Origin of the sequence: Rhizobium sp. BG4, assembly GCF_016864575.1 — a bacterium.
GTDB lineage: Bacteria > Pseudomonadota > Alphaproteobacteria > Rhizobiales > Rhizobiaceae > Rhizobium.
Genome location: NZ_CP044125.1, coordinates 3,192,470 through 3,211,158, shown reverse-complemented (window position 1 = coordinate 3,211,158; position 18,689 = coordinate 3,192,470). Strand labels below are relative to the sequence as shown.

The 18,689-nt window shown below is 64.3% G+C and carries 18 protein-coding genes and 1 pseudogene; 13 read left to right on the top strand and 6 right to left on the bottom strand.

Annotated elements, in window-relative coordinates; all coding sequences use genetic code 11:
* Nucleotides 1-95 precede the first annotated feature (95 nt).
* The 5 genes and pseudogenes from F2982_RS16085 to F2982_RS16065 all read left to right on the top strand — a co-directional run bounded on the left by F2982_RS16085 (nt 96) and on the right by F2982_RS16065 (nt 4,640).
* Nucleotides 96-449, top strand: a complete 354-nt coding sequence (locus tag F2982_RS16085; RefSeq protein WP_203428434.1) for a metalloregulator ArsR/SmtB family transcription factor — start codon at nt 96-98, stop codon at nt 447-449.
* The gene (locus F2982_RS16080; RefSeq protein ID WP_203430094.1) at nt 424-912 is read left to right on the top strand and encodes an SRPBCC family protein; all 489 of its coding nucleotides are present in this window, start codon (nt 424-426) and stop codon (nt 910-912) included. The genes F2982_RS16085 and F2982_RS16080 overlap by 26 nt, the downstream gene beginning before the upstream one ends.
* Before the next feature lie 96 nt (nt 913-1,008).
* Nucleotides 1,009-1,991: pseudogene (locus F2982_RS16075) on the top strand (phosphotransferase).
* Nucleotides 1,992-2,075: 84 nt separating this feature from the next.
* Nucleotides 2,076-2,726, top strand: a complete 651-nt coding sequence (locus F2982_RS16070; RefSeq protein ID WP_203428433.1) for a glutathione S-transferase family protein — start codon at nt 2,076-2,078, stop codon at nt 2,724-2,726.
* 267 nt (nt 2,727-2,993) lie between these two features.
* Nucleotides 2,994-4,640, top strand: coding sequence for a Na/Pi cotransporter family protein (locus tag F2982_RS16065; protein WP_112719354.1), 1,647 nt, complete (start codon nt 2,994-2,996; stop codon nt 4,638-4,640).
* 9 nt (nt 4,641-4,649) lie between these two features.
* On the opposite strand, the gene F2982_RS16060 is transcribed toward F2982_RS16065, so the two are convergent.
* Nucleotides 4,650-4,913, bottom strand: coding sequence for a hypothetical protein (locus F2982_RS16060; RefSeq protein ID WP_112719355.1), 264 nt, complete (start codon nt 4,911-4,913; stop codon nt 4,650-4,652).
* Between the two features lie 165 nt (nt 4,914-5,078).
* Here F2982_RS16060 and hemF point away from each other — a divergent pair, with 165 nt between their 5' ends.
* From hemF to F2982_RS16045, 3 genes are all read left to right on the top strand, one after another.
* A complete protein-coding gene (hemF, locus tag F2982_RS16055; protein WP_203428432.1) occupies nt 5,079-5,993 on the top strand; it encodes an oxygen-dependent coproporphyrinogen oxidase in 915 nt (304 codons plus the stop codon).
* 112 nt (nt 5,994-6,105) lie between these two features.
* Nucleotides 6,106-6,372, top strand: coding sequence for a hypothetical protein (locus tag F2982_RS16050; RefSeq protein ID WP_199627126.1), 267 nt, complete (start codon nt 6,106-6,108; stop codon nt 6,370-6,372).
* Between the two features lie 118 nt (nt 6,373-6,490).
* Nucleotides 6,491-6,676, top strand: coding sequence for a DUF1059 domain-containing protein (locus tag F2982_RS16045; protein ID WP_112386239.1), 186 nt, complete (start codon nt 6,491-6,493; stop codon nt 6,674-6,676).
* Here F2982_RS16045 and F2982_RS16040 read toward each other — a convergent pair whose 3' ends face one another.
* The 3 genes from F2982_RS16040 to F2982_RS16030 are packed head-to-tail and all read right to left on the bottom strand — an operon-like array spanning nt 6,677 to nt 9,197.
* The gene (locus F2982_RS16040; protein WP_203428431.1) at nt 6,677-7,930 is read right to left on the bottom strand and encodes a CCA tRNA nucleotidyltransferase; all 1,254 of its coding nucleotides are present in this window, start codon (nt 7,928-7,930) and stop codon (nt 6,677-6,679) included.
* Nucleotides 7,927-8,577, bottom strand: a complete 651-nt coding sequence (locus F2982_RS16035; protein ID WP_203428430.1) for a CoA pyrophosphatase — start codon at nt 8,575-8,577, stop codon at nt 7,927-7,929. The genes F2982_RS16040 and F2982_RS16035 overlap by 4 nt, the downstream gene beginning before the upstream one ends.
* Nucleotides 8,574-9,197, bottom strand: coding sequence for a DUF1285 domain-containing protein (locus tag F2982_RS16030; RefSeq protein WP_203428429.1), 624 nt, complete (start codon nt 9,195-9,197; stop codon nt 8,574-8,576). The genes F2982_RS16035 and F2982_RS16030 overlap by 4 nt, the downstream gene beginning before the upstream one ends.
* 158 nt (nt 9,198-9,355) lie before the next feature.
* On the opposite strand from F2982_RS16030, the gene F2982_RS16025 reads away from it, so the two are divergent.
* From F2982_RS16025 to F2982_RS16005, 5 genes are all read left to right on the top strand, one after another.
* Nucleotides 9,356-10,366: a MoxR family ATPase gene (locus F2982_RS16025; protein WP_112719361.1), complete on the top strand. Its 1,011-nt coding sequence runs from the start codon at nt 9,356-9,358 to the stop codon at nt 10,364-10,366.
* Between the two features lie 20 nt (nt 10,367-10,386).
* Nucleotides 10,387-11,307: a DUF58 domain-containing protein gene (locus F2982_RS16020; RefSeq protein WP_112719362.1), complete on the top strand. Its 921-nt coding sequence runs from the start codon at nt 10,387-10,389 to the stop codon at nt 11,305-11,307.
* On the top strand, nt 11,304-14,117 hold the full coding sequence (locus F2982_RS16015; protein ID WP_203428428.1) for a DUF4159 domain-containing protein: 2,814 nt from the start codon (nt 11,304-11,306) through the stop codon (nt 14,115-14,117). The genes F2982_RS16020 and F2982_RS16015 overlap by 4 nt, the downstream gene beginning before the upstream one ends.
* A gap of 1 nt (nt 14,118) precedes the next feature.
* The gene (locus F2982_RS16010; RefSeq protein WP_203428427.1) at nt 14,119-16,188 is read left to right on the top strand and encodes a hypothetical protein; all 2,070 of its coding nucleotides are present in this window, start codon (nt 14,119-14,121) and stop codon (nt 16,186-16,188) included.
* 67 nt (nt 16,189-16,255) lie between these two features.
* Nucleotides 16,256-16,693: a GNAT family N-acetyltransferase gene (locus F2982_RS16005; protein WP_203428426.1), complete on the top strand. Its 438-nt coding sequence runs from the start codon at nt 16,256-16,258 to the stop codon at nt 16,691-16,693.
* Here F2982_RS16005 and F2982_RS16000 read toward each other — a convergent pair.
* Complete coding sequence (locus tag F2982_RS16000) at nt 16,675-17,988, bottom strand: MFS transporter (protein WP_203428425.1); 1,314 nt, start codon at nt 17,986-17,988, stop codon at nt 16,675-16,677. The genes F2982_RS16005 and F2982_RS16000 overlap by 19 nt on opposite strands.
* A 67-nt stretch (nt 17,989-18,055) precedes the next feature.
* Complete coding sequence (locus F2982_RS15995; RefSeq protein WP_112719367.1) at nt 18,056-18,556, bottom strand: N-acetyltransferase; 501 nt, start codon at nt 18,554-18,556, stop codon at nt 18,056-18,058.
* Nucleotides 18,557-18,689: the final 133 nt, after the last annotated feature.

Here is an 18,689-nt window from a genome sequence, read left to right as displayed (position 1 = left end):
GGATACTAAGGCAAATACCTTTATATAGAACGCAAATACTAAGGCAAGTACCTTATGGTTGTTGACTGCCGGGCGAACTCGTTTTACTGATTCACATGCCTTACCATTCGACCCCGCTCGACCTCGCCTTCCACGCCCTCAGCGACCCGACGCGGCGCGCCGTCGTCTCGCGGCTGATCGAGGGCGAAGTCCCGGTCACCGTGCTCGCCGAGCCGTTCGACATGACGCTCCCCTCCTTCGCCCAGCATCTGAAGGTGCTCGAAGATTGCGGCCTGATCGCCAGCGAGAAGCGCGGCCGCAGCCGCTGGTGCCGCCTAGTGCAGGCCCGTTTCGACGAAGCGGCCGACTGGATGATATCGGAGCGCAAGCGCTGGACCGGCCGGCTCGACCGGCTGGAAACCTATCTCGACAGCCAAGAGGATGATGAAGGACATGGCAAATCCGTTTGACACCTGGTCGCTCGACCGGGAAATCGTGCTGGTCAAGGTGCTGAACCATCCGCGCCACAAGGTCTTCGCCGCCTGGATGGACCCGGCTGCGCTGGCGCAATGGTATGGCCCCAAGGATCTCGCGATCGAGAACCACGAAGCCGACATCCGCGAGGGCGGCATCTGGCGCTTCGACATGGTCGGCCTGTTCGAAGGCAAGCAGCAGCGCTTTGCGAATTTGATCCGTTTCCTCGAGATCGTGCCGGACGAGCGCATCGTGATGGAGCACGGAGCGGAGGATTCGGATGATCCCAATCGTTTCCGCGTCACCGTCACCTTCGACGAGCAGTCCGACGGCAAGACGGTGCTGACCATGCGCCAGCTCCACCCCACCCCCGAACGCCGCCGCTTCGTCATCGGCTTCGGCGCCGTCGAATATGGCCTGCAGACGCTGGATGGCCTCGCCGCCTGGCTTGACAGGTGAACGCACGAACATGCAACTGCTGATCGGTACTTGACTTTCGCCCGGCTCGCGCAATCCTCCACGTCAAAGTGAGGACGCAGCCGGGGAGCATCGGTCATACTGAATTTTCCGCCGCTATATTCGACGGCGCGCTGTGACGCGATCGCCAGGCTTGTCGAGAACAACTATCCGATCGAAGCACCCGTCTCCTGCCAGATGCTGGAGCGCGGGCTGAACGATGTCTACCGCGTCACCGCCAGAACGCGGAGCGCTACATATTCCGCCTGTCGCAGCACCGGGCACGCGGCCCCGCCGATGTCAGAAGCGAGACCGCATTCCTGATGCATCTTGCCCAATCTGGCGTCCCCGTCGCCGCCCCGATCGAGGCGCGGGACGGCCGCTTCTTCGTCGAAACCGATGCGCCCGAGGGTCCGCGCCCCGGCGTTCTCTTCCAGGCGCTGGATGGGCGCGAACCGGATGCGGCCGGCCTCGACGACGCACGCGCCCACGGCAAGACGCTGGCAATGCTGCACAATGCGGCCGAAAGGTTGTCTGCCGAAGAAGCGCGCTACCGGCTCAACCTAGACTACCTGCTGTGGCAGCCGCTTGCCCGGATAGGTCAGAGCGGCCTCGTCGAAGACCCCGATGTCTTCAAGGAGTTCGAGCGCCTGGCGGAGGAGACCAGCAACGCAATCAAAGCCTTCGGCGAGCTAACATGGACCTATTGCCATGGAGACTGCCACGGCTTCAACGCCCGCATCGATGACGCCGGCGAAGCCGTTTTCTTCGATTTCGACGACAGCGGCCCCGGCTACCTTGCCTACGACCTCTCCGTCTTCCTGTGGGCAAACGTCTCCTTCGGCCGGAGCTCGACGCGCAGATGGACGGCCTTCATCGAGGCCTATCGCACCATCCGGCCGATCAAGGCTGACGATTTCGAGGCCGCCCTGCACTTCGTCATCGTCCGCCATTTCTGGCTGATGGGAGAATACGCATCGCGCGCCGATGAATGGGGACGCAACACCGTCCCCTGGGTCCCACGGGAAGCGGAGTTCCTCAAGGCGTGGCAGGCTTCGCAGCTCAGCGGCCGCCTTCTCTAGCTCAGCTCGTCTCCGAGTGTCGGTCAATGTCGGAACCGGGATTGCTCACACGTCTTCAAGACAGACAATCCATAGGAGGCAGCCATGACGATCACCATCACCGCCTTTGAATGCTCCCCCGATCGCGGCCGGGGCCTGGCGCGGGACATGCGGGTGCGATGGGCGCTCGAAGAGACCGGGCAGCCCTATGATGTCCGCCTCGTCACCTTCGAGACGATGAAGCAGCCCGCCCACCTGGCGCTCCAGCCCTTCGGCCAGATCCCGACCTATGAGGACGGCGCGCTGGCGATCTTCGAATCCGGCGCCATCGTGCTGCATATCGCCGAAAAGTTTCCGGGCCTGCTACCCGCCGACCAGATTGGCCGCGCCCGCGCCATCGCCTGGCTCTTTGCCGCTGTCAGCACCGTCGAGCCTGTCATCGTCGAGCGCGAGGCGGCCGGCTATGCGGAGCGCAACGAGAGCTGGTACGAGCAGCGCCTGCCCCTGCTGACCGATCGTATCCGCGTAAGGCTGACCGAGCTCTCCAACAGTCTCGGCACTGCCGACTGGCTGGATGGCGATTTCAGCGTCGGCGACCTGCAGATGGTCTCGGTGCTGCTGCGGCTGAAAAGCTCCGGCCTGCTCGAAGAATTTCCAAACCTTGCCGCCTATGTCGCCCGCGGCGAAGCCCGCCCGGCCTATCAGCGCGCCTTCGAGGCCCAGCGCGCCGTTTTTCTCGCCTCGCAGGCGCATTGATCTCCACGTTTCGGCCGCAAATCATCTGCAGCCGATGAGCCTGACAGACCATCGAAACCATTGATTTCCAGCGGCTCCGCCGTAGATGACGGAGCATCCCTGCAATATGTCGCAAACGGCGTTGTGTTGCGGTCAAATCGGCCTATTATTATTAGCCGGGCAAACAAAAATCCGTCACTGCGCAGCAATTTCAACGAATTGGCAATGACGTGATTCTAGGATGCACAGCATTGCAACCACCAGTGAAGAAGAAGAAGACTGCTGATAATGGAATCCACGATCGTCATGATAAATCTGTTCGGTGCCGTAGCCTTGCTGCTGTTCGGCCTCGCGCAGGTTAAGGACGGCGTGTCGCGGGCCTTCGGCGCCAAGCTCAGAACCGGGCTGGCGACGGGTACCCGCAGCGGTCTTCGCTCCTTCCTCTCGGGCTTCGTCGCCACCATCGCGCTGCAGAGCTCGACGGCCACTGCGCTGATGGTCGCCTCCTTCGTCGAGCGTGAGCTCGTCAAGCCGCGCATGGCGCAGATCGTGCTCCTCGGCGCCAATGTCGGCACCGCCGTCACCGCCTGGATCGTTGCGACCGGCATCGAGTGGCTGTCGCCGCTCGTCATCCTCGCCGGCATCGTGCTCTATCGCAGCGGCTCGACCTCCCGCCAGGGCGGCGGCACGGCGCTGATCGGCATCGGCCTGATGCTGCTGTCGCTGCATCTTCTCAGCAGCGCCACCGAGCCGATGCGCCAGTCGCCAGCGCTTGCCGCCTTCATCGGGCTCTTGGACAATGCCTGGCCGGTGGCGCTCGCCTTCTCCGCCGGCATCGCCTTCATTTCTTCCTCCAGCCTTGCGGCCGTCGTGCTGATCCTGTCGCTCGCCTCGACCGGCATCCTCTCGGCCGGCCTGATCATCGTGCTGGTGCTCGGCGCCAATCTCGGCGGCGCCATTCCGCCGGTCGTCGCCTCTCTCTCCGGCCCGCCTTCGGCAAAGCGCGTTACGCTCGGCAATCTGATCGTGCGCGCCATCGGCTGCGCTGTCGCGCTGCCGCTCGCAGGCTACGGCGCCGATATCCTGGAAATGCTGCCGCTCTCGCCCGCCAAGCTCCCGGTCGACGCCCACCTCGGCTTCAACCTGATCCTCGCCGCACTCGCCTGGCCCTTCTCGCGCCTGCTGTCGAAGCTGATGCTGCGGCTGGTCCCGGAAGAAGCGCAGCCCGACAATGCGCCGAAATATCTTGATCAGGGCGAGCTCTCGACGCCGGTCGTGGCGCTTGCCAGCGCCACCCGCGAAACGCTCGGCGTCGGCGATCTCATCGAGCGCATGCTGATGCGCGCCTCCGACGCCTTCGAGAAGGACGATCTCGCCAAGCTCAAGGAAATCCCGTCGCTGGAAAAGCGCGTCGACAGCCTGCAGCAGGAAGTGAAAATCTATCTCTCCAAGCTCGGCCGCGAGGGCCTGAGCGAGGAAAACGGCCGCCGCTCGATCGTCATCATCGATTACGCGATCAACCTCGAACATATCGGCGACATCATCGAGAAAGGCCTGCTGCCGCAGGTCACCAAGAAGGCCTCGCTCGGCCTGAAATTCTCCGAGGACGGCTATGAGGAGCTGAAGAAGCTCTTCCACCTGACGATCGACAACCTGCGCATCGCCCAGACGATCTTCGTCACCCGCGACTTCAAGCTCGCCAAGCAGATGATGGAAGTGAAGGTCGAGGTCCGGCGCATGGAGAAGCAATCCTCCGAGCGCCACCTGGAGCGCCTGCGCGACGGCCGCGCCGACAGCCTGCAGACCAGTTCGCTGCATCTCGACATGCTGCGCGACCTGAAGCGCATCAACGCCCATATCGTCTCGGTCGCCCACCCGATCATGGACGAGCACGGCCTGCTCATCGAAAGCCGTCTCAAGGATGCTGCGGAATAGGTATGGTGCTCAATCGGCCGAGGGTAGCCGCCGCATGGTAAACTCGATCTGGTCGTTGTCGAGCTGACGCCAGCTTTCGACCTCGGTCCAGTAAGCCGCCTTCGGATATTCGGCAAACCACTCGCGGGCCTTCGCCCGCGCATCCAGCAGCGCCAGTCTGTATGTTTCGCGCACGAACCGGTCGCCACCCGTCCGGGGCGTTCCCTCGGCGCGGTGCCGCTCTATCCTGCGCTTCAAGCCGTCGAATGACGGAGGTCCCGGAATTTTATTCATGAAACCTACCTCTGCCGGAAAAAGGTAGTATCGAACCCGCTAATTTGCGAGTCGAATCTTGGCTGCGGCCTTCCGCCCGCTGGCGACTGGCGCTCCTAGCTGATAGGAGGCGTCGCAATCAGGAATGACGGGTCGCGGCTTTGGCTGCGGCCTATGGGGGTAAGTATGGAAAGACCAGTATTGCCGGCAGGCCTTCCCGCCGACATCGAAGACAAGAAGCTCGCGGCGCAGACCTGGTTCCGGCAGCTGCGCGATACGATCTGTTCCACCTTCGAGACGCTGGAAGATGAACTCGCCGGACCGATGTCCGATCGCGAACCGGGCCGCTTCGTCGGCAAGGACTGGTCGCGCGACAATGGCGCGGGCGGCGGCGGGCGCATGTCGATGATGCATGGCCGCGTCTTCGAGAAGGTCGGCGTCCACACCTCCACCGTCTATGGCGAATTCGCACCCGATTTCCGCGCCCAGATCCCCGGTGCCAATGAGGACCCGCGCTTCTGGGCTTCCGGCATCTCGCTGATCGCCCATCCCGTCAATCCGAACGTTCCCGCCGTGCACATGAACACCCGCATGGTCGTCACCTCCACCCGCTGGTTCGGCGGCGGTGCCGACCTGACGCCGGTTCTCGACCGGCGCCGCACGCAGGAGGACGCGGATACGCAGCTCTTCCACGAGGCGCTCGAGCTCGCCTGTCGCCAGCATCAGGGCATCGCCGATTACGATGCCTACAAGAAATGGTGCGACGAATACTTCTTCCTGAAGCACCGCAACGAGCCCCGCGGCACCGGCGGCATCTTCTATGACTGGCTGCATTCCAGCCCCGAAGCCGGCGGCTGGGATGCCGATTTCGCCTTTACGCAGGACGTCGGCCGAGCCTTTGCCGCAGTTTATCCACAGATTGTTCGCGCCAATTTCAACAAACAGTGGACGGAACAGGATCGTGAGGAACAATTGATTCGTCGCGGTCGATATGTGGAGTTTAATCTCCTCTATGATCGCGGTACCATCTTCGGGCTGAAGACGGGTGGCAACATCGAGTCGATTCTGTCGTCCATGCCGCCGACAGTAAAATGGCCGTAACCGGAACACTGTACGATAACGTACGGGTAAAAACCCGGTGACTGGCCTTCAAGAAGTGTGAACGCGTTCTAAATCAATTTGTATGTGCATAACAATCGGAGGAGGATTGTCGATGACGATACAAAGCGGTTCATCCGCGGATGCAGAGCAATCATCCCGCATAATCGAAGCCCCGGAATTCCTGAACCGTCTTGCCGAAGACATGCGCGCAAAGAGCGGTTCAGACCTGCCTCTCTCCTGCTATATCGAGCAGGTGAAGCTGCAGCTTGCAGGCGGCAAATCGCCGGAAGAGCTGCAGGGCCAGGCCCGCGAAAGCGCCAATTCCAACACGCCCTACCAGTCTTCGGACTGCTACCGTTTCTGGGCGATGCCGGAATAAAGCGAAATCCATGCCGGCCGGTCCTGTCAGATCGGCCGGAACCTTCTCCCCTCTTTGCACATTCAAGCTACGCGTGAGTTTGCGCGATCCTGTCATGTTCCGGATCAAGGAGGATAAAATGCGACTTTTCGAATGTGGTACGCTCGTTCCAGGCTGTGACTGGCACACCCGCGCCAATGACGACGCCGAAGTCGTCCGCCGCGCGGTCGAGCATATGAAGACCGCTCACGGCGAAACCACCATCCGCGAAAACATGGTCGACAATATCAAGGCCCGCATCCGCAACGAAGCGAACGCGGCCTGATCATTTGACGATGCCATCCAGCCGGGCGAGCAGCGCCGCCCGGCCGGCAGCGAAATTCTCGTCCACCCACTGGCTCTCCAGCGTCTGCAGTATTTCGCCGACGCGCGGCCCCGCCGTGACGCCGGCCGCCATCACGTCGCCGCCGCTGAGTGGAAACTTGGGCTTGGTCCAGGCTTCCGCCTGTTCGAGCAGCTTCGAGAGCCGTGCCGAACGGCTCATCTCCTTCATGTCACCTTCCGCCTTGCCGCGCGCAATCGCCAGCGCCAGCTTCAGCCGCGCGATCACGCCTTCGGGCGCGCTGCGATAAAGTACGCGGTCGAAGGCCGCCGTCGTCAGCTCGTCATTGACCGGAACGGTCAGCGCCCAGGTCTTCAGCCAGGCGGCTTCCGCATTGGCAAGCTTGAGACGCCCCGCCATCTCCGAGAGCCGCGGCACGTCGGGCGGCACGATCGAGGCAAGCCTCAGCAGCGGATCGGGCTTCCAGCCCAGCGCCTGCTCGGTCGCGACCAGCGCCGGGATCGCGTCGATGCCCCATTTCTCCGTCTCCGGCAGGATCTCATTCAAGACCGAAACCGTCCGCATCCAGAGCAGCGCCCGGCCCGGATCCTCGGCAGAGAGCAGCTTGCGCAGCTCCGACCAGATCCGCTCGGCAGACAACGTCGAGAGCTTGTAGCGCGCCGCAGAAGAGGCCTTTAGCCCCTCGGCATCGGGACGCCCGGTGCCGTAATAGGCGAAGAAGCGGAAGAAGCGCAGGATGCGCAGGTAATCCTCGGCGATCCGCGTTGCCGCCGTGCCGATGAAGCGGATGTTGCGCTTCTCGATATCGGGGAGCCCGTCGACGAGATCGATCACCTCGCCCGCCGCATTGGCATAGAGCGCATTGATCGTCAGGTCGCGGCGCTCGGCATCGGCCTGCCAATCGGTGCTGAAAGCGACCTTGGCATGGCGCCCGTCAGTCTCGACATCGGTTCTGAGCGTCGTCACCTCGAAGGGCCTGCCCTCGAGCACCAGCGTCACCGTGCCATGCGCGATCCCGGTCGGAACCGCCTTGATGCCGGCGGCCTTCGCCCGCTCGATCACGGCGTCAGGCATCAGCGTCGTCGCCATGTCGATATCGCTGACCGCAATGCCCATCAGGCTGTTGCGCACCGCACCGCCGACGACGCGGCCCTCGCCGCCATCGGCATTCAGCAGCGAAAAGACGCGGGAAAGGCGCGGATCCTGAAACCAGGCTTCGTGAGCCACAGTGGTCATGCATACATTCTTTCGTAAATCGTGCGGATGATGCCGGCGGTAATGCCCCAGATCATCCATTGCTCATAGGGCATGCGGTAAAACTGGCGCTGCACCCCGTTCCAGGGGCGGCTGTCGAGCGTGTGATTGCCGGGATCCATCAGGAACGACAGCGGCACCTCGAAAACGCTCTCCACCTCCTCCGGGCTCGGTGTCAGCGTGAAACCGGGGCGGACGACGGCAAGGATCGGCGTGATCCGGAAACCGGTCGCCGCCAGATAGTCAGGCAGGCGGCTGACGGGCTCGATGAACATGTCGGCAAGGCCGATCTCCTCGCCGGCCTCGCGGATCGCCGCCATTTCCAGCGACTCGTCGGTCGGATCCTTGGAGCCGCCGGGAAAGGCGATCTGGCCCGAATGCTTGCGCAGCGTCTCGGTGCGCTTGGTCAGGATCACCCGCGCATCGTCGCCATCGTCAACGACGGGCACCAGCACCGCCGCATCGCGTAGCTTGATATTTTCGACATAGGGCAAAAGATCCTGGTTGATCAGGTGATCGCCGTGATCGCGCCAGGCGAGATCGATCGGCCCGCCCTTCTGGTTGAGGGCACGGCGGCGGAATTCATCGGCCGAATAGAGCGGATAGCGGGAGGCAATGGGATCGGTCATCGGGAAAGCGCATCCAGTTCGTCTGCCGGCATGACCGGGAATATGCGGCCGCCGGAGCGGAGGCAGAACATCTGGCGCCCCTCGACCTCGATCACCTCGCCGAGTTCCACCAGCTCGTACATCACCGGACGCGCCACCAGCGCCTCCAGCCGTCCGCGCACATGCAGATAGGGCTTGAGCTCGCTGTTGTCGCCATGGATCACGAAGCGCAACGCATGCTCCTCGCCCGCCTCGACGACATCGCCGGTATTGGTGCGGAAGGTCAGCAGCGAATTTCCGTCGCGCTCCGTCACGCTCATCTCGACCGCCAGGAACGGCGCATCGACGACCCGGATGCCGACTTTTTCCACAGGAGTCACGAGGTAGGTCTTGCCGTCCTCGTCCTTGCGCAAAACCGTCGAGAACAGCCGCACCAGCGGCGCGCGGCCGATCGGCGTGCCCATGTAGAACCATGTGCCGTCGGCGCGGATTTCCATGTCGATATCGCCGCAGAAAGGCGGATTCCACTTGTCCACGGGCGGAAGACCGCGGCTCTTGCCACCGGTTTCGCCAGCCGCGCGCGAAATCAGTGCGGCCAGCCCCGCGGCATCTTCGCTCGCCCTGATCTCTTCGCCTGCCATTCTTCTGTCCCGGTTTGCTCTTAACGAGAAGGAAGTCACGAGATAGTCATTCGAAACGAACTTGTCAGCCCGCAACATCTTCATAACTCTATCGGGTATGAGGCAGAGGTGTAAGTCCGCCGATTCGCGACGAATGATTTAGCCGTTGGAGATGCCTGATGGGTATGATGAAGACCGAAGACAGCCTCGATGAAAAGGCGATCATCGCCGCCGCCGAAAAGGCGCTTGCCGATATCGCCCTTGTCCGTGAAGAAGTCTCGAAGGTGATCTTTGGTCAGGAAAGCGTGGTCGAGAACACGCTTCTCGCCGTGCTCTCGGGCGGCCACGCGCTGCTTGTCGGCGTTCCCGGCCTCGCCAAGACCAAGCTTGTCACCACGCTCGGCGAAGTTCTCGGCCTCGGCGCCAACCGCATCCAGTTCACGCCAGACCTGATGCCATCCGATATTCTCGGTTCCGAAGTGATGGACCAGGACGAGAGCGGCCGCCGCTCCTTCCGCTTCGTCAAGGGACCGGTCTTCGCCCAGCTGCTGATGGCTGACGAAATCAACCGCGCCTCGCCACGCACGCAGTCGGCGCTTCTGCAGTCGATGCAGGAATATCACATCACCGTCGCCGGCCAGCGCTACGACCTGCCGACGCCGTTCCATGTTCTCGCAACGCAGAACCCGCTGGAGCAGGAAGGTACCTATCCGCTTCCCGAAGCCCAGCTCGACCGCTTCCTGATGCAGGTCGACGTCAACTATCCCGAACTCGCCGCCGAACGGCAGATCCTGCTCGAGACGACGGGCCTTTCCGAGACAAAGCCGCAGGCGGTGCTGAATGCCGAGCGGCTGATGCAGATCCAGAGCCTCATCCGCCAGATGCCGGTCAGCGACAAGGTCGTCGATGCCATCCTCGGTCTCGTGCGCTCGGCCCGTCCCGGCCAGGGCCATGCCTCCACCGACAAGCATGTCGCCTGGGGCCCCGGCCCGCGCGCCGGCCAGGCGATGATGCTCTGCGCCCGCGCCCGCGCCCTCTACGAAGGCCGCCTCGCGCCGTCGCTCGACGACGTCTATGCTCTCGCCGAGCCCGTGCTGGAACACCGCATGGCGCTGACATTCGCCGCCCGTGCCGAAGGCATGTCGGTGCGTGATGTCATTGCCGGTCTGGTCAAGCAGGCCCGTGGATAAGAGACAGGGATAAGCAACGCGTGGCCTCTATCGGACAGATCGTCAATCCGACACCCGGCAGCGATGCGCTTGCACGAGCAAGGCAGCGCGCCTCGCTGGTGCCGGATTGCCTGGTCGAGGCCAAGCGGATCGCCAACACCGTGATTGCCGGCTGGCACGGCCGCCGCAAGCGCGGCATCGGCGAAAATTTCTGGCAGTTCCGCCCCTATACCGAAGGCGAAAGCCTGTCGCGCATCGACTGGCGCCGCTCCGCCCGCGACGACCACACCTATATCCGCGAACGGGAATGGGAAGCCGCCCACACGATCTGGCTCTGGGCCGATATGTCGCCGTCGATGATGTACAAGTCGACGCTCGGCAATGTCTCCAAGGAAAGCCGCGCGCTCGTCATCATGCTGGCGCTGGCCGAAATCCTCGCACGCTCCGGCGAACGCATCGGATGCCCCGGCGTCATGGAACCCGTTTCGGCCCGCAATGCCGCCGAGCGCCTGGCAACGGCGCTGATGCACTCGCAGCTGACCGGCGGCCTGCCTGAGGTGGCGATGATCCGCGGCTGGAGCGATCTGGTGCTGATCGGCGATTTCCTCGATGAGGCCGATGCCGTGATGGCGCGCCTGACGCCGCTTGCCCGCCGCGGCTTGCGCGGCCATGTCGTCGAGGTGGCCGATCCCGCCGAAGAGGTCTTCCCCTATAGCGGCCGAACCGAATTCAGCGATCCCGAGACCGGCTCGAAGCTCGTTTCCGGCCGCGCCGAGAATATCCGCGAGGCCTATACCCGCGCCTATCTCGCCCGCCGCGACAATCTTGGCCAGTCGCTGCGCCATCTCGGCTGGACCTTCGTGACGCACAGAACCGACCATCTGGCCTCCGAAGCCCTCGTCGCGGTTCACATGTATCTCTCCGGCATGCCGGCCAAGGCGACGCATGGAGGGCAGCTGTGAACGCCCTTCCCTTCGCTTTCGCCTATCCCGCAATCCTCGGCGCCCTCGTCGCCCTTCCCGTCATCTGGTGGCTGCTGCGGCTGACCCCGCCGCGCCCGAAGACCGAGGTCTTCCCGCCGCTGAAGATCCTCGCCAGCGTCCTGAAGCGCGAGGAAACCCCGGCGCAGAGCCCCTGGTGGCTGACGCTGCTGCGCATGCTGCTTGCCGCCGCCGTCATCCTGGCGATCGCCGACCCGGTCTTCAATCCGCGCACCAATTCGCTGGTCGCTGGTGGCCCGCTCGTCCTGTTCGTCGACAATGGATGGGCGACCGCGCCCGACTGGGAACGCCGCGTCCAGACCGCCGAAGCGCTGATCGACGATGCCGATGCCGCCGGCAGCCCAGTCGCCATCGCCTTCACCGCCGACCCGACCAATGACGCCGTACCCGGAAGTGCTGCCGCCGCCCGCGACAAGCTGCAGGCCGCCGAGCCGAAGCCGCTGGTTCCGGATCGCCAGCGCGCCTTCGAGGCACTGCGCGCCGCTCTCAACGGCACCAAGCCCGGCACGCTCGCCTTCCTCGCCGATGGCGCTGCGGCCAGGGACAACGAGACGACCGTTCGCGATCTCGCGAATTTGCGGCCCGCCGAACTGCGCCTGATCGAAGGCGATGCCGAACAGACGATCGCCATCACCGGCGCCAGCAACGCCGCCGACGCGATGACCGTCACCGCGACACGTCTAGACACGTCGAGCGCCGCACAACTGCCGCTGACGGCACAGGATGCCCAGGGTCGCGCCATCGCCGCCGGTTCCGTCTCCTTCCAGCCGGGACAGTCGACCTCGATCGGCTCGATCGCCGCGCCCTTCGAAATGCGCAACGATTTCGCCCGCGTCAGCATCGATGCCCATGCGACCGCAGGCTCCGTCCATCTGCTCGACGATGGCTTCAAGCGCCGCCGCGTCGTACTGCTCTCGGGCGAGGCCCGCGACGAGTTCCAGCCGCTGCTGTCGCCGCTCTATTACATCCAGCGCGCCCTGCAGCCCTATGCCGACCTGATCGAGCCGAACTCGCCCGATCTCGCCACCTCGATCCCCGATCTCCTGTCGCAGAACCCGTCGGTGATCATCATGGCCGATATCGGCCGACTGCCGCAGGAGACCTACGAGCCGCTGCAGCGCTGGATCGCCAATGGCGGCACGCTGATCCGTTTCGCCGGTCCGCGCCTTGCCGCTGCCCCGGCCGACGATCCGCTGGTGCCGGTGATCCTGCGCCAAGGCGAACGCGCCCTCGGCGGTGCCCTCTCCTGGGCCGAACCGCAGCCGCTTGCCGATTTCCCGAATTTCGGCCCCTTCGCCGGCATGGCGAAGCCCACCGATGTGACGATCAAGCGCCAGGTTCTCGCCGAGCCGACGCCTGATCTTGCCGAGCGCACCTGGGCAAGCCTTGCCGACGGCACGCCGCTCGTCACCACCAAGCCGATCAATGCCGGCCGCATCGTGCTCTTCCATGTCAGCGCCGAAGCGACCTGGTCGAACCTGCCGATCTCTGGCAATTTCGTCGAGATGCTGCGCCGTATCGTCCAGCTCTCGCGCTCCGGCGGCGTCACGTCCGAAGCAGGTGCGGCATCGACCGCCGAAGCCCTGCCGCCCTTCCGGCTGCTGACGGCCAAGGGCGTGCTGACGACCGAAACCGGCACCGCCCGCCCGCTGATCCCGAATGCCAAGGCAGCCCCGGTCTCGAATTTCGACAATCCGCCCGGACTCTATGGTTCAGAAGATGGCTTTACCGCGTTGAATGTATTGCCTGATAATGCCGAGCTGAAGCCGCTCGATACCGCCGGTGTCACCGTCGTGCGCGCCGGTTTGATCGGCGGCGAGACCTGGTCCGCCAAGCCCGCGCTCTTCCTGATCGCCTTCCTGCTGCTGCTCGCCGACAGCCTGATCGTCATGTTCATGAGCGGCGCCTTCTCGCGCCTTCGCCCGGCAGCGCGCAGCGCCGCCCTGATCGCGGTCGCCATCGCCGCCGGCCTGTTCCTCGCCCCGCACGACCTGCGCGCCGACGATTCCAAGCCCGGCGACGATCAGATCCTCCAGCGGCTCGACAACACCCACCTCGCCTATGTCGTCACCGGCGAACAGGATGTCGACAATATCTCCGAGCGCGGCCTCGAGGGCCTCACCGAGTTCCTGACCTACCGCACGACGCTGGAGCCGGCCCCGCCCGTCGGCCTCGACATCACCAAGGACGAGCTCGCCTTCTACCCGATCATCTACTGGCCGATCTCGGCATCGGCACCGATGCCGTCGACCGCAGCGATCAACCGCATCGACGCCTATATGCGCGCCGGCGGCACCGTGCTTTTCGATACCCGCGACCAGTTCTCGGCACTCGACAATTCCGGTGGCGCCCAGAGCGCCAATGGCGAACGTCTGCAACAGATCCTCGCCAATCTCGACATTCCGCCGCTGGAACCCGTCCCCTCGGATCACGTCCTGACGAAGTCCTTCTATCTCTTGTCGAGCTTCCCCGGCCGCTATGCCGGCAGCCCGCTCTGGATCGAGGCACGCCAGGACAATCGCGCCAGCGACCCGAAATCCGCAGCTTCTGCCGACGGCGTCTCGCCGATCCTGATCACCGGCAACGACTTTGCCGGCGCCTGGGCGGTCGACGAGAACGGCACGCCGATGCTGCCGACCGTGCCGCCGGATGAGGCGCAGCGCGAATATGCCTACCGCGCCGGGGTCAACATCATGATGTATATGCTGACCGGCAACTACAAGACCGACCAGGTCCACGTCCCCGCCCTCCTCGAACGTCTGGGGCAGTGACATGACGCTGGATTTCGCACCCTTCATTCCCTGGCCGATCCTTGCGGCGCTGGCCGTCGTCGTCGCCATCGTCGCCGTCTTCGCCATCTGGCGCGGCGTGCGCGGCGCCTGGATCCGCACGGTCGCTGCGATCGCCCTGCTTGCCGCGCTCGCCAATCCGCTGCTGATGCAGGAAGACCGCGAGCCGCTCTCGACGGTCGTCCCCGTCATCGTCGACCGCAGCCAGAGCCAGCAGACGCCCGAGCGCATCAAGATGACCGACGATGCGCTGGCCCAGCTGAAGGACCGGCTGTCGCGTTTCCCGAATATCGAGCCGCGCTATGTCGAGGCCACCGAGCCCGAAGACTCCGACGCCCCCTCGACCCGCCTCTTCAACGCGCTTTCCGCCGCCGTCGCCGACGTGCCGCCCGCCCGTATCGGCGGCGCGATCATGCTGACCGATGGCGAGGTTCACGACGTCCCCGGCGTCAATCAGGCGCTCGGCTTCGATGCCCCGATCCATGGCCTGATCACCGGCAAGCCGAACGAATTCGACCGCCGCATCGAGGTCATCAAGGCGCCGCGCTTCGGCATCGTCAACGAAGAGCAGCAACTCGTGTTGCGCGTCTTCGACGACGGCCCGAGCCCGGGCGGCACGGCGACCGTCACCGTCAAGCTGAACGGCGACGAGATCGCCACGCTGCAGGCGACGCCCGGCCAGGATACGCCCTTCTCCTTCCGCGTCCCGCGCGGCGGCAGCAACGTGCTGGAATTTGCCGTTGCCGCATTGCCCGGCGAAGTGACGGAAGCCAACAACCGCGCCGTCCACGTCATCGACGGCATCCGCGAGAACCTGCGCGTCCTTCTCGTCTCCGGCGAGCCGCATGCGGGCGAGCGCGCCTGGCGCAATCTGTTGAAATCGGACGCCTCGGTCGATCTGGTGCATTTCACCATTCTGCGCCCGCCGGAAAAGCAGGACGGCACGCCGATCAACGAGCTGTCGCTGATCGCCTTCCCGACCCGCGAGCTCTTCGTCGACAAGATCAAGGACTTCGACCTCATCATCTTCGATCGCTATCAGCACCGCGGCGTGCTGCCGATCCTCTATTACGACTACATCGCCCAATATGTCGAAAACGGCGGTGCGCTCTTGATCGCTGCCGGTCCCGAACATGCCGGTCAGGATTCGATCGCGCTGACGCCGCTGCAGTCGGTCCTGCCGGCAGCACCCACCGGCCAGATGATCGAGAAGGCCTTCTATCCGCGCCTCTCCGACGAGGGCCGCAAGCATCCGGTCACCCGTGGTCTCGATGGCTCGGCCGACGAGCCTCCGCATTGGGGCCGCTGGTTCCGCTCCGTCGGTGTCGAGCAACCGCAGGGCCAGACGGTCATGGTCGGCGCCGATAATAATCCGCTGCTGGTGCTGAACCGCGCCGGCCAGGGCCGCGTCGCCATGCTCTTGTCCGATCAGGGCTGGCTCTGGGCCCGCGGCTTCGAAGGCGGCGGACCGCATGTCTCGCTCTATCGCCGCATCGCCCACTGGCTGATGAAGGAACCGGCACTGGAAGAAGAGGCGCTGACTGCCCGCGCCCAGGGCCGCACGCTTGAGATCACCCGCCAGACGATCGGCGGCGATCCCGGCCCGGCCACCGTGCGCTACCCTTCCGGCAAGACCGAAGACCTGCCGCTCGCCCAGTCCGAGCCCGGCCTCTACAAGGCCGAGAAGAAGATGGACGAGATCGGCCTCTTCGAAATCCGCAACGGCGACCTTACCACCCTCGTCCATGTCGGCGCCGTCGATGCGCCGGAGTTCAAGGCGATGGTCTCGACCACCGATGTGCTGAAGCCGATCAGCGACAAGACCCGCGGCCTCGTCGCCCGCGTTTCGGATGCCAATGGCGCGATCGAAGTGCCGCCGGTTCTCCCCGTTCGCGGCCAGATCCGTGTCGCCGACAACGAGCGCATGCAGATCAAGCTCACCAACGAGACGGTTCTGAAGGGCATCAACACGTTGCCGCTCTTTGCCGGCTTCGCCGGTGTCGGCGTGCTGCTGCTCGCCTTCGGCGCCATGTGGTGGCGCGAAGGGCGCTGAGCCATTTTGTCGAACTGACGACTCTGATATCGGCAGGCGATAGAGATCGCCGCCGAAAGGTTCAGCCATGGCTCCGCAGAAGCTGAAGGTCACCAAGGTCCTCTCCAAGAAGGACCGCAAGAAGATCGCCGACCCGTTGATCGCCTATAACATCGCCCGCTTCGGCGAGAGCGGCCGCGAAAAGCTGGCGATCCGGCTGCGCGGCGACGACGGCGAGATCAATGGCGGCCTTGTCGGTTATACAGCACGCGACTGGCTCTATATCGAGATGCTATTCATTCCGGAGGAGATGCGCGGCAAGGGTCTGGCCGGAACGCTGCTGCAGATGGCGGAAGACGAAGCCAGGCGCCGCGGCTGCATCGGCGCCTTCATCGATACGATGAGCCCTGATGCCCTCGGCGTCTACCGGCGCTGCGGTTATGAGACGATCGGCTCACTTGGCGAATTCGCCGGCGGCCACACCTTCACCTGGCTGAAGAAGCGCTTTCAGCCAAGCGAGGCCTGACGCGTCTCCGCGTCGATGGCGAGCGCCGCAATGGCGGCAATGACCAGCAATCCGGCAAAGAGCCCGATCGCCACGCCGAGCCCCAGCGACACCACAAAGGTCATCACCGACGGCGCCACCAGTCCGCCGAGACGAGCCATCGCACCCGCCGCCCCCATGCCGGTCGCGCGCGATCCGGTCGGGTAAAGCTCCGGCGTATAGGCATAAAGCGCACCCCAGGTGCCGAGCAGCGCAAAACTCATCAGCAGCAGCGAAGCGCCGATCAGCACGTCGTCAGGCGACAACACGAACAGCAGGCATCCCGCCGCCGACAACAGGCAGAATCCAACAAGCGTCGGCCGCCTGCCCCAGGCCTCGACGCCATAGGCGGCGAGCGCATAGCCGGGGATCTGTGCCAGCGCCACGAAGACCAGGAAGCCATAGCCGCGCACGAAGCCGAAGCCATCGCCCGCCAGCCGCGCCGGCATCCAAGTGAAGACGCCGTAATAGGAAACGGAGACGAGGAACCAGATAGCGAGAATCATCAGGCTGCGGCGGCGAAGCGGCGGTGAGAACAACCCTTCGGAATCGGCATGCGGCGCGGCGACGATCTCCTCGCCGGCGGCCAGCGGCGGCTTGCCGTGGGCTCCCAGCATCCGGTTGACGATTGCCTTGGCATCGGCCGCCCGGCCGGATCGCAGCAGGTAAAGCGGCGATTCCGGCACGAAGAAGCGCAGCGCCACGCCGAGGATCGCCGGCACCGCCGTCACGGCGAAGATATAGCGCCAGGCATCGGCCACGCCTGCGACGCTTGCCGCCCAGGCCGCGAGCGCCACGATCAGCGTGCCCACCGCCCAGAAGCCTTCGAGCATGACCAGCCAGCGCCCGCGGTTCTTCGATGGCAGGAATTCGGCCATCATCGCGTAGTCGACCGGCAGCGTGCCGCCGACCGCCATGCCGGTCAGGAAGCGCAGGATCAGCAGGCTGGTAAAATCGGGCGCAAAAATCGACAGCAGACCGAACAGCGCGTCGCAGGCGACGGTCAGGATCAGCACATAGCGCCGCCCCCAGCGATCGGCCAGCCGGCCGAACAGCATGGCGCCGATCAGCATGCCCAGAAAGAAGAGCGTTCCCGTCTGCAGCGCCTGCGCCACGGTCAGCTGGAATGTCGCGGCAATCGATGCGGCGGTAAAACCGACGGCGAGCACCTGCATGGCATCGGCAGCCCAGACGAGACCGAATATGCCCATCAGCCGCTTCTGGAACGCCCCCGTTCCGGCGCGGTCGAGCGCCTCGTCCATCGAAATGCCGCTCATTCGCCGTCCCCCGTCGCGCAGCCCTGGTGAGTCCCAAGGAAATCAGGGGTTTGATAGACGATAAGCTCTATTTACGCCAGCTAATTGAACCCTTGAGACGCTGATGAGCGTCGTCGCTGACCGGCACGACGAGAACACGCGCCGGATCGACCGGACCCGGGAAGTTGAGCGCGTTGTGGGCGACCCGTTCGAACCCGAGTTGGCAGTAATAGGGCGGGTCGCCAACCAGAATGATCGCCTCCGACCCCCTGCGCTTGGCGGCTTCGACAGCGATCCGCACCAGTTCGCGCCCGATCCCCCGGCTCTTGTGCGACGGCCGCACGGCGAGAGGCCCGAGCAGATGCGCCTTGACGCCACCCGCCTGCACCGGCGTCATCCGCACCGAGGCGATGGTCTCGCCGTCATCGGCACAGATGAAGGAAAGCGAACGGTCATGCGGCCCCTGCTCGCGAATACGAGCGGCAGCGCGCGTATGACGGCCCGGACCGAATGCTTCTTCGTTGATGAGTTCGATAGCGGCGTCGTGAGACGCATCCTCAGTGAGGTAGACCAGATCGTGCTTGTGCATGATGAGACAGAAACCGGATAGACAGACAGCATGGGTTCTCGAACACGCCCTTCAGGCGTTCGGGAGCTTCAGCGTCGTCGCAGGCTTCTGATTGCGTACATCAAATCGGGTTCCGCAGAAAAATGTGAAATGG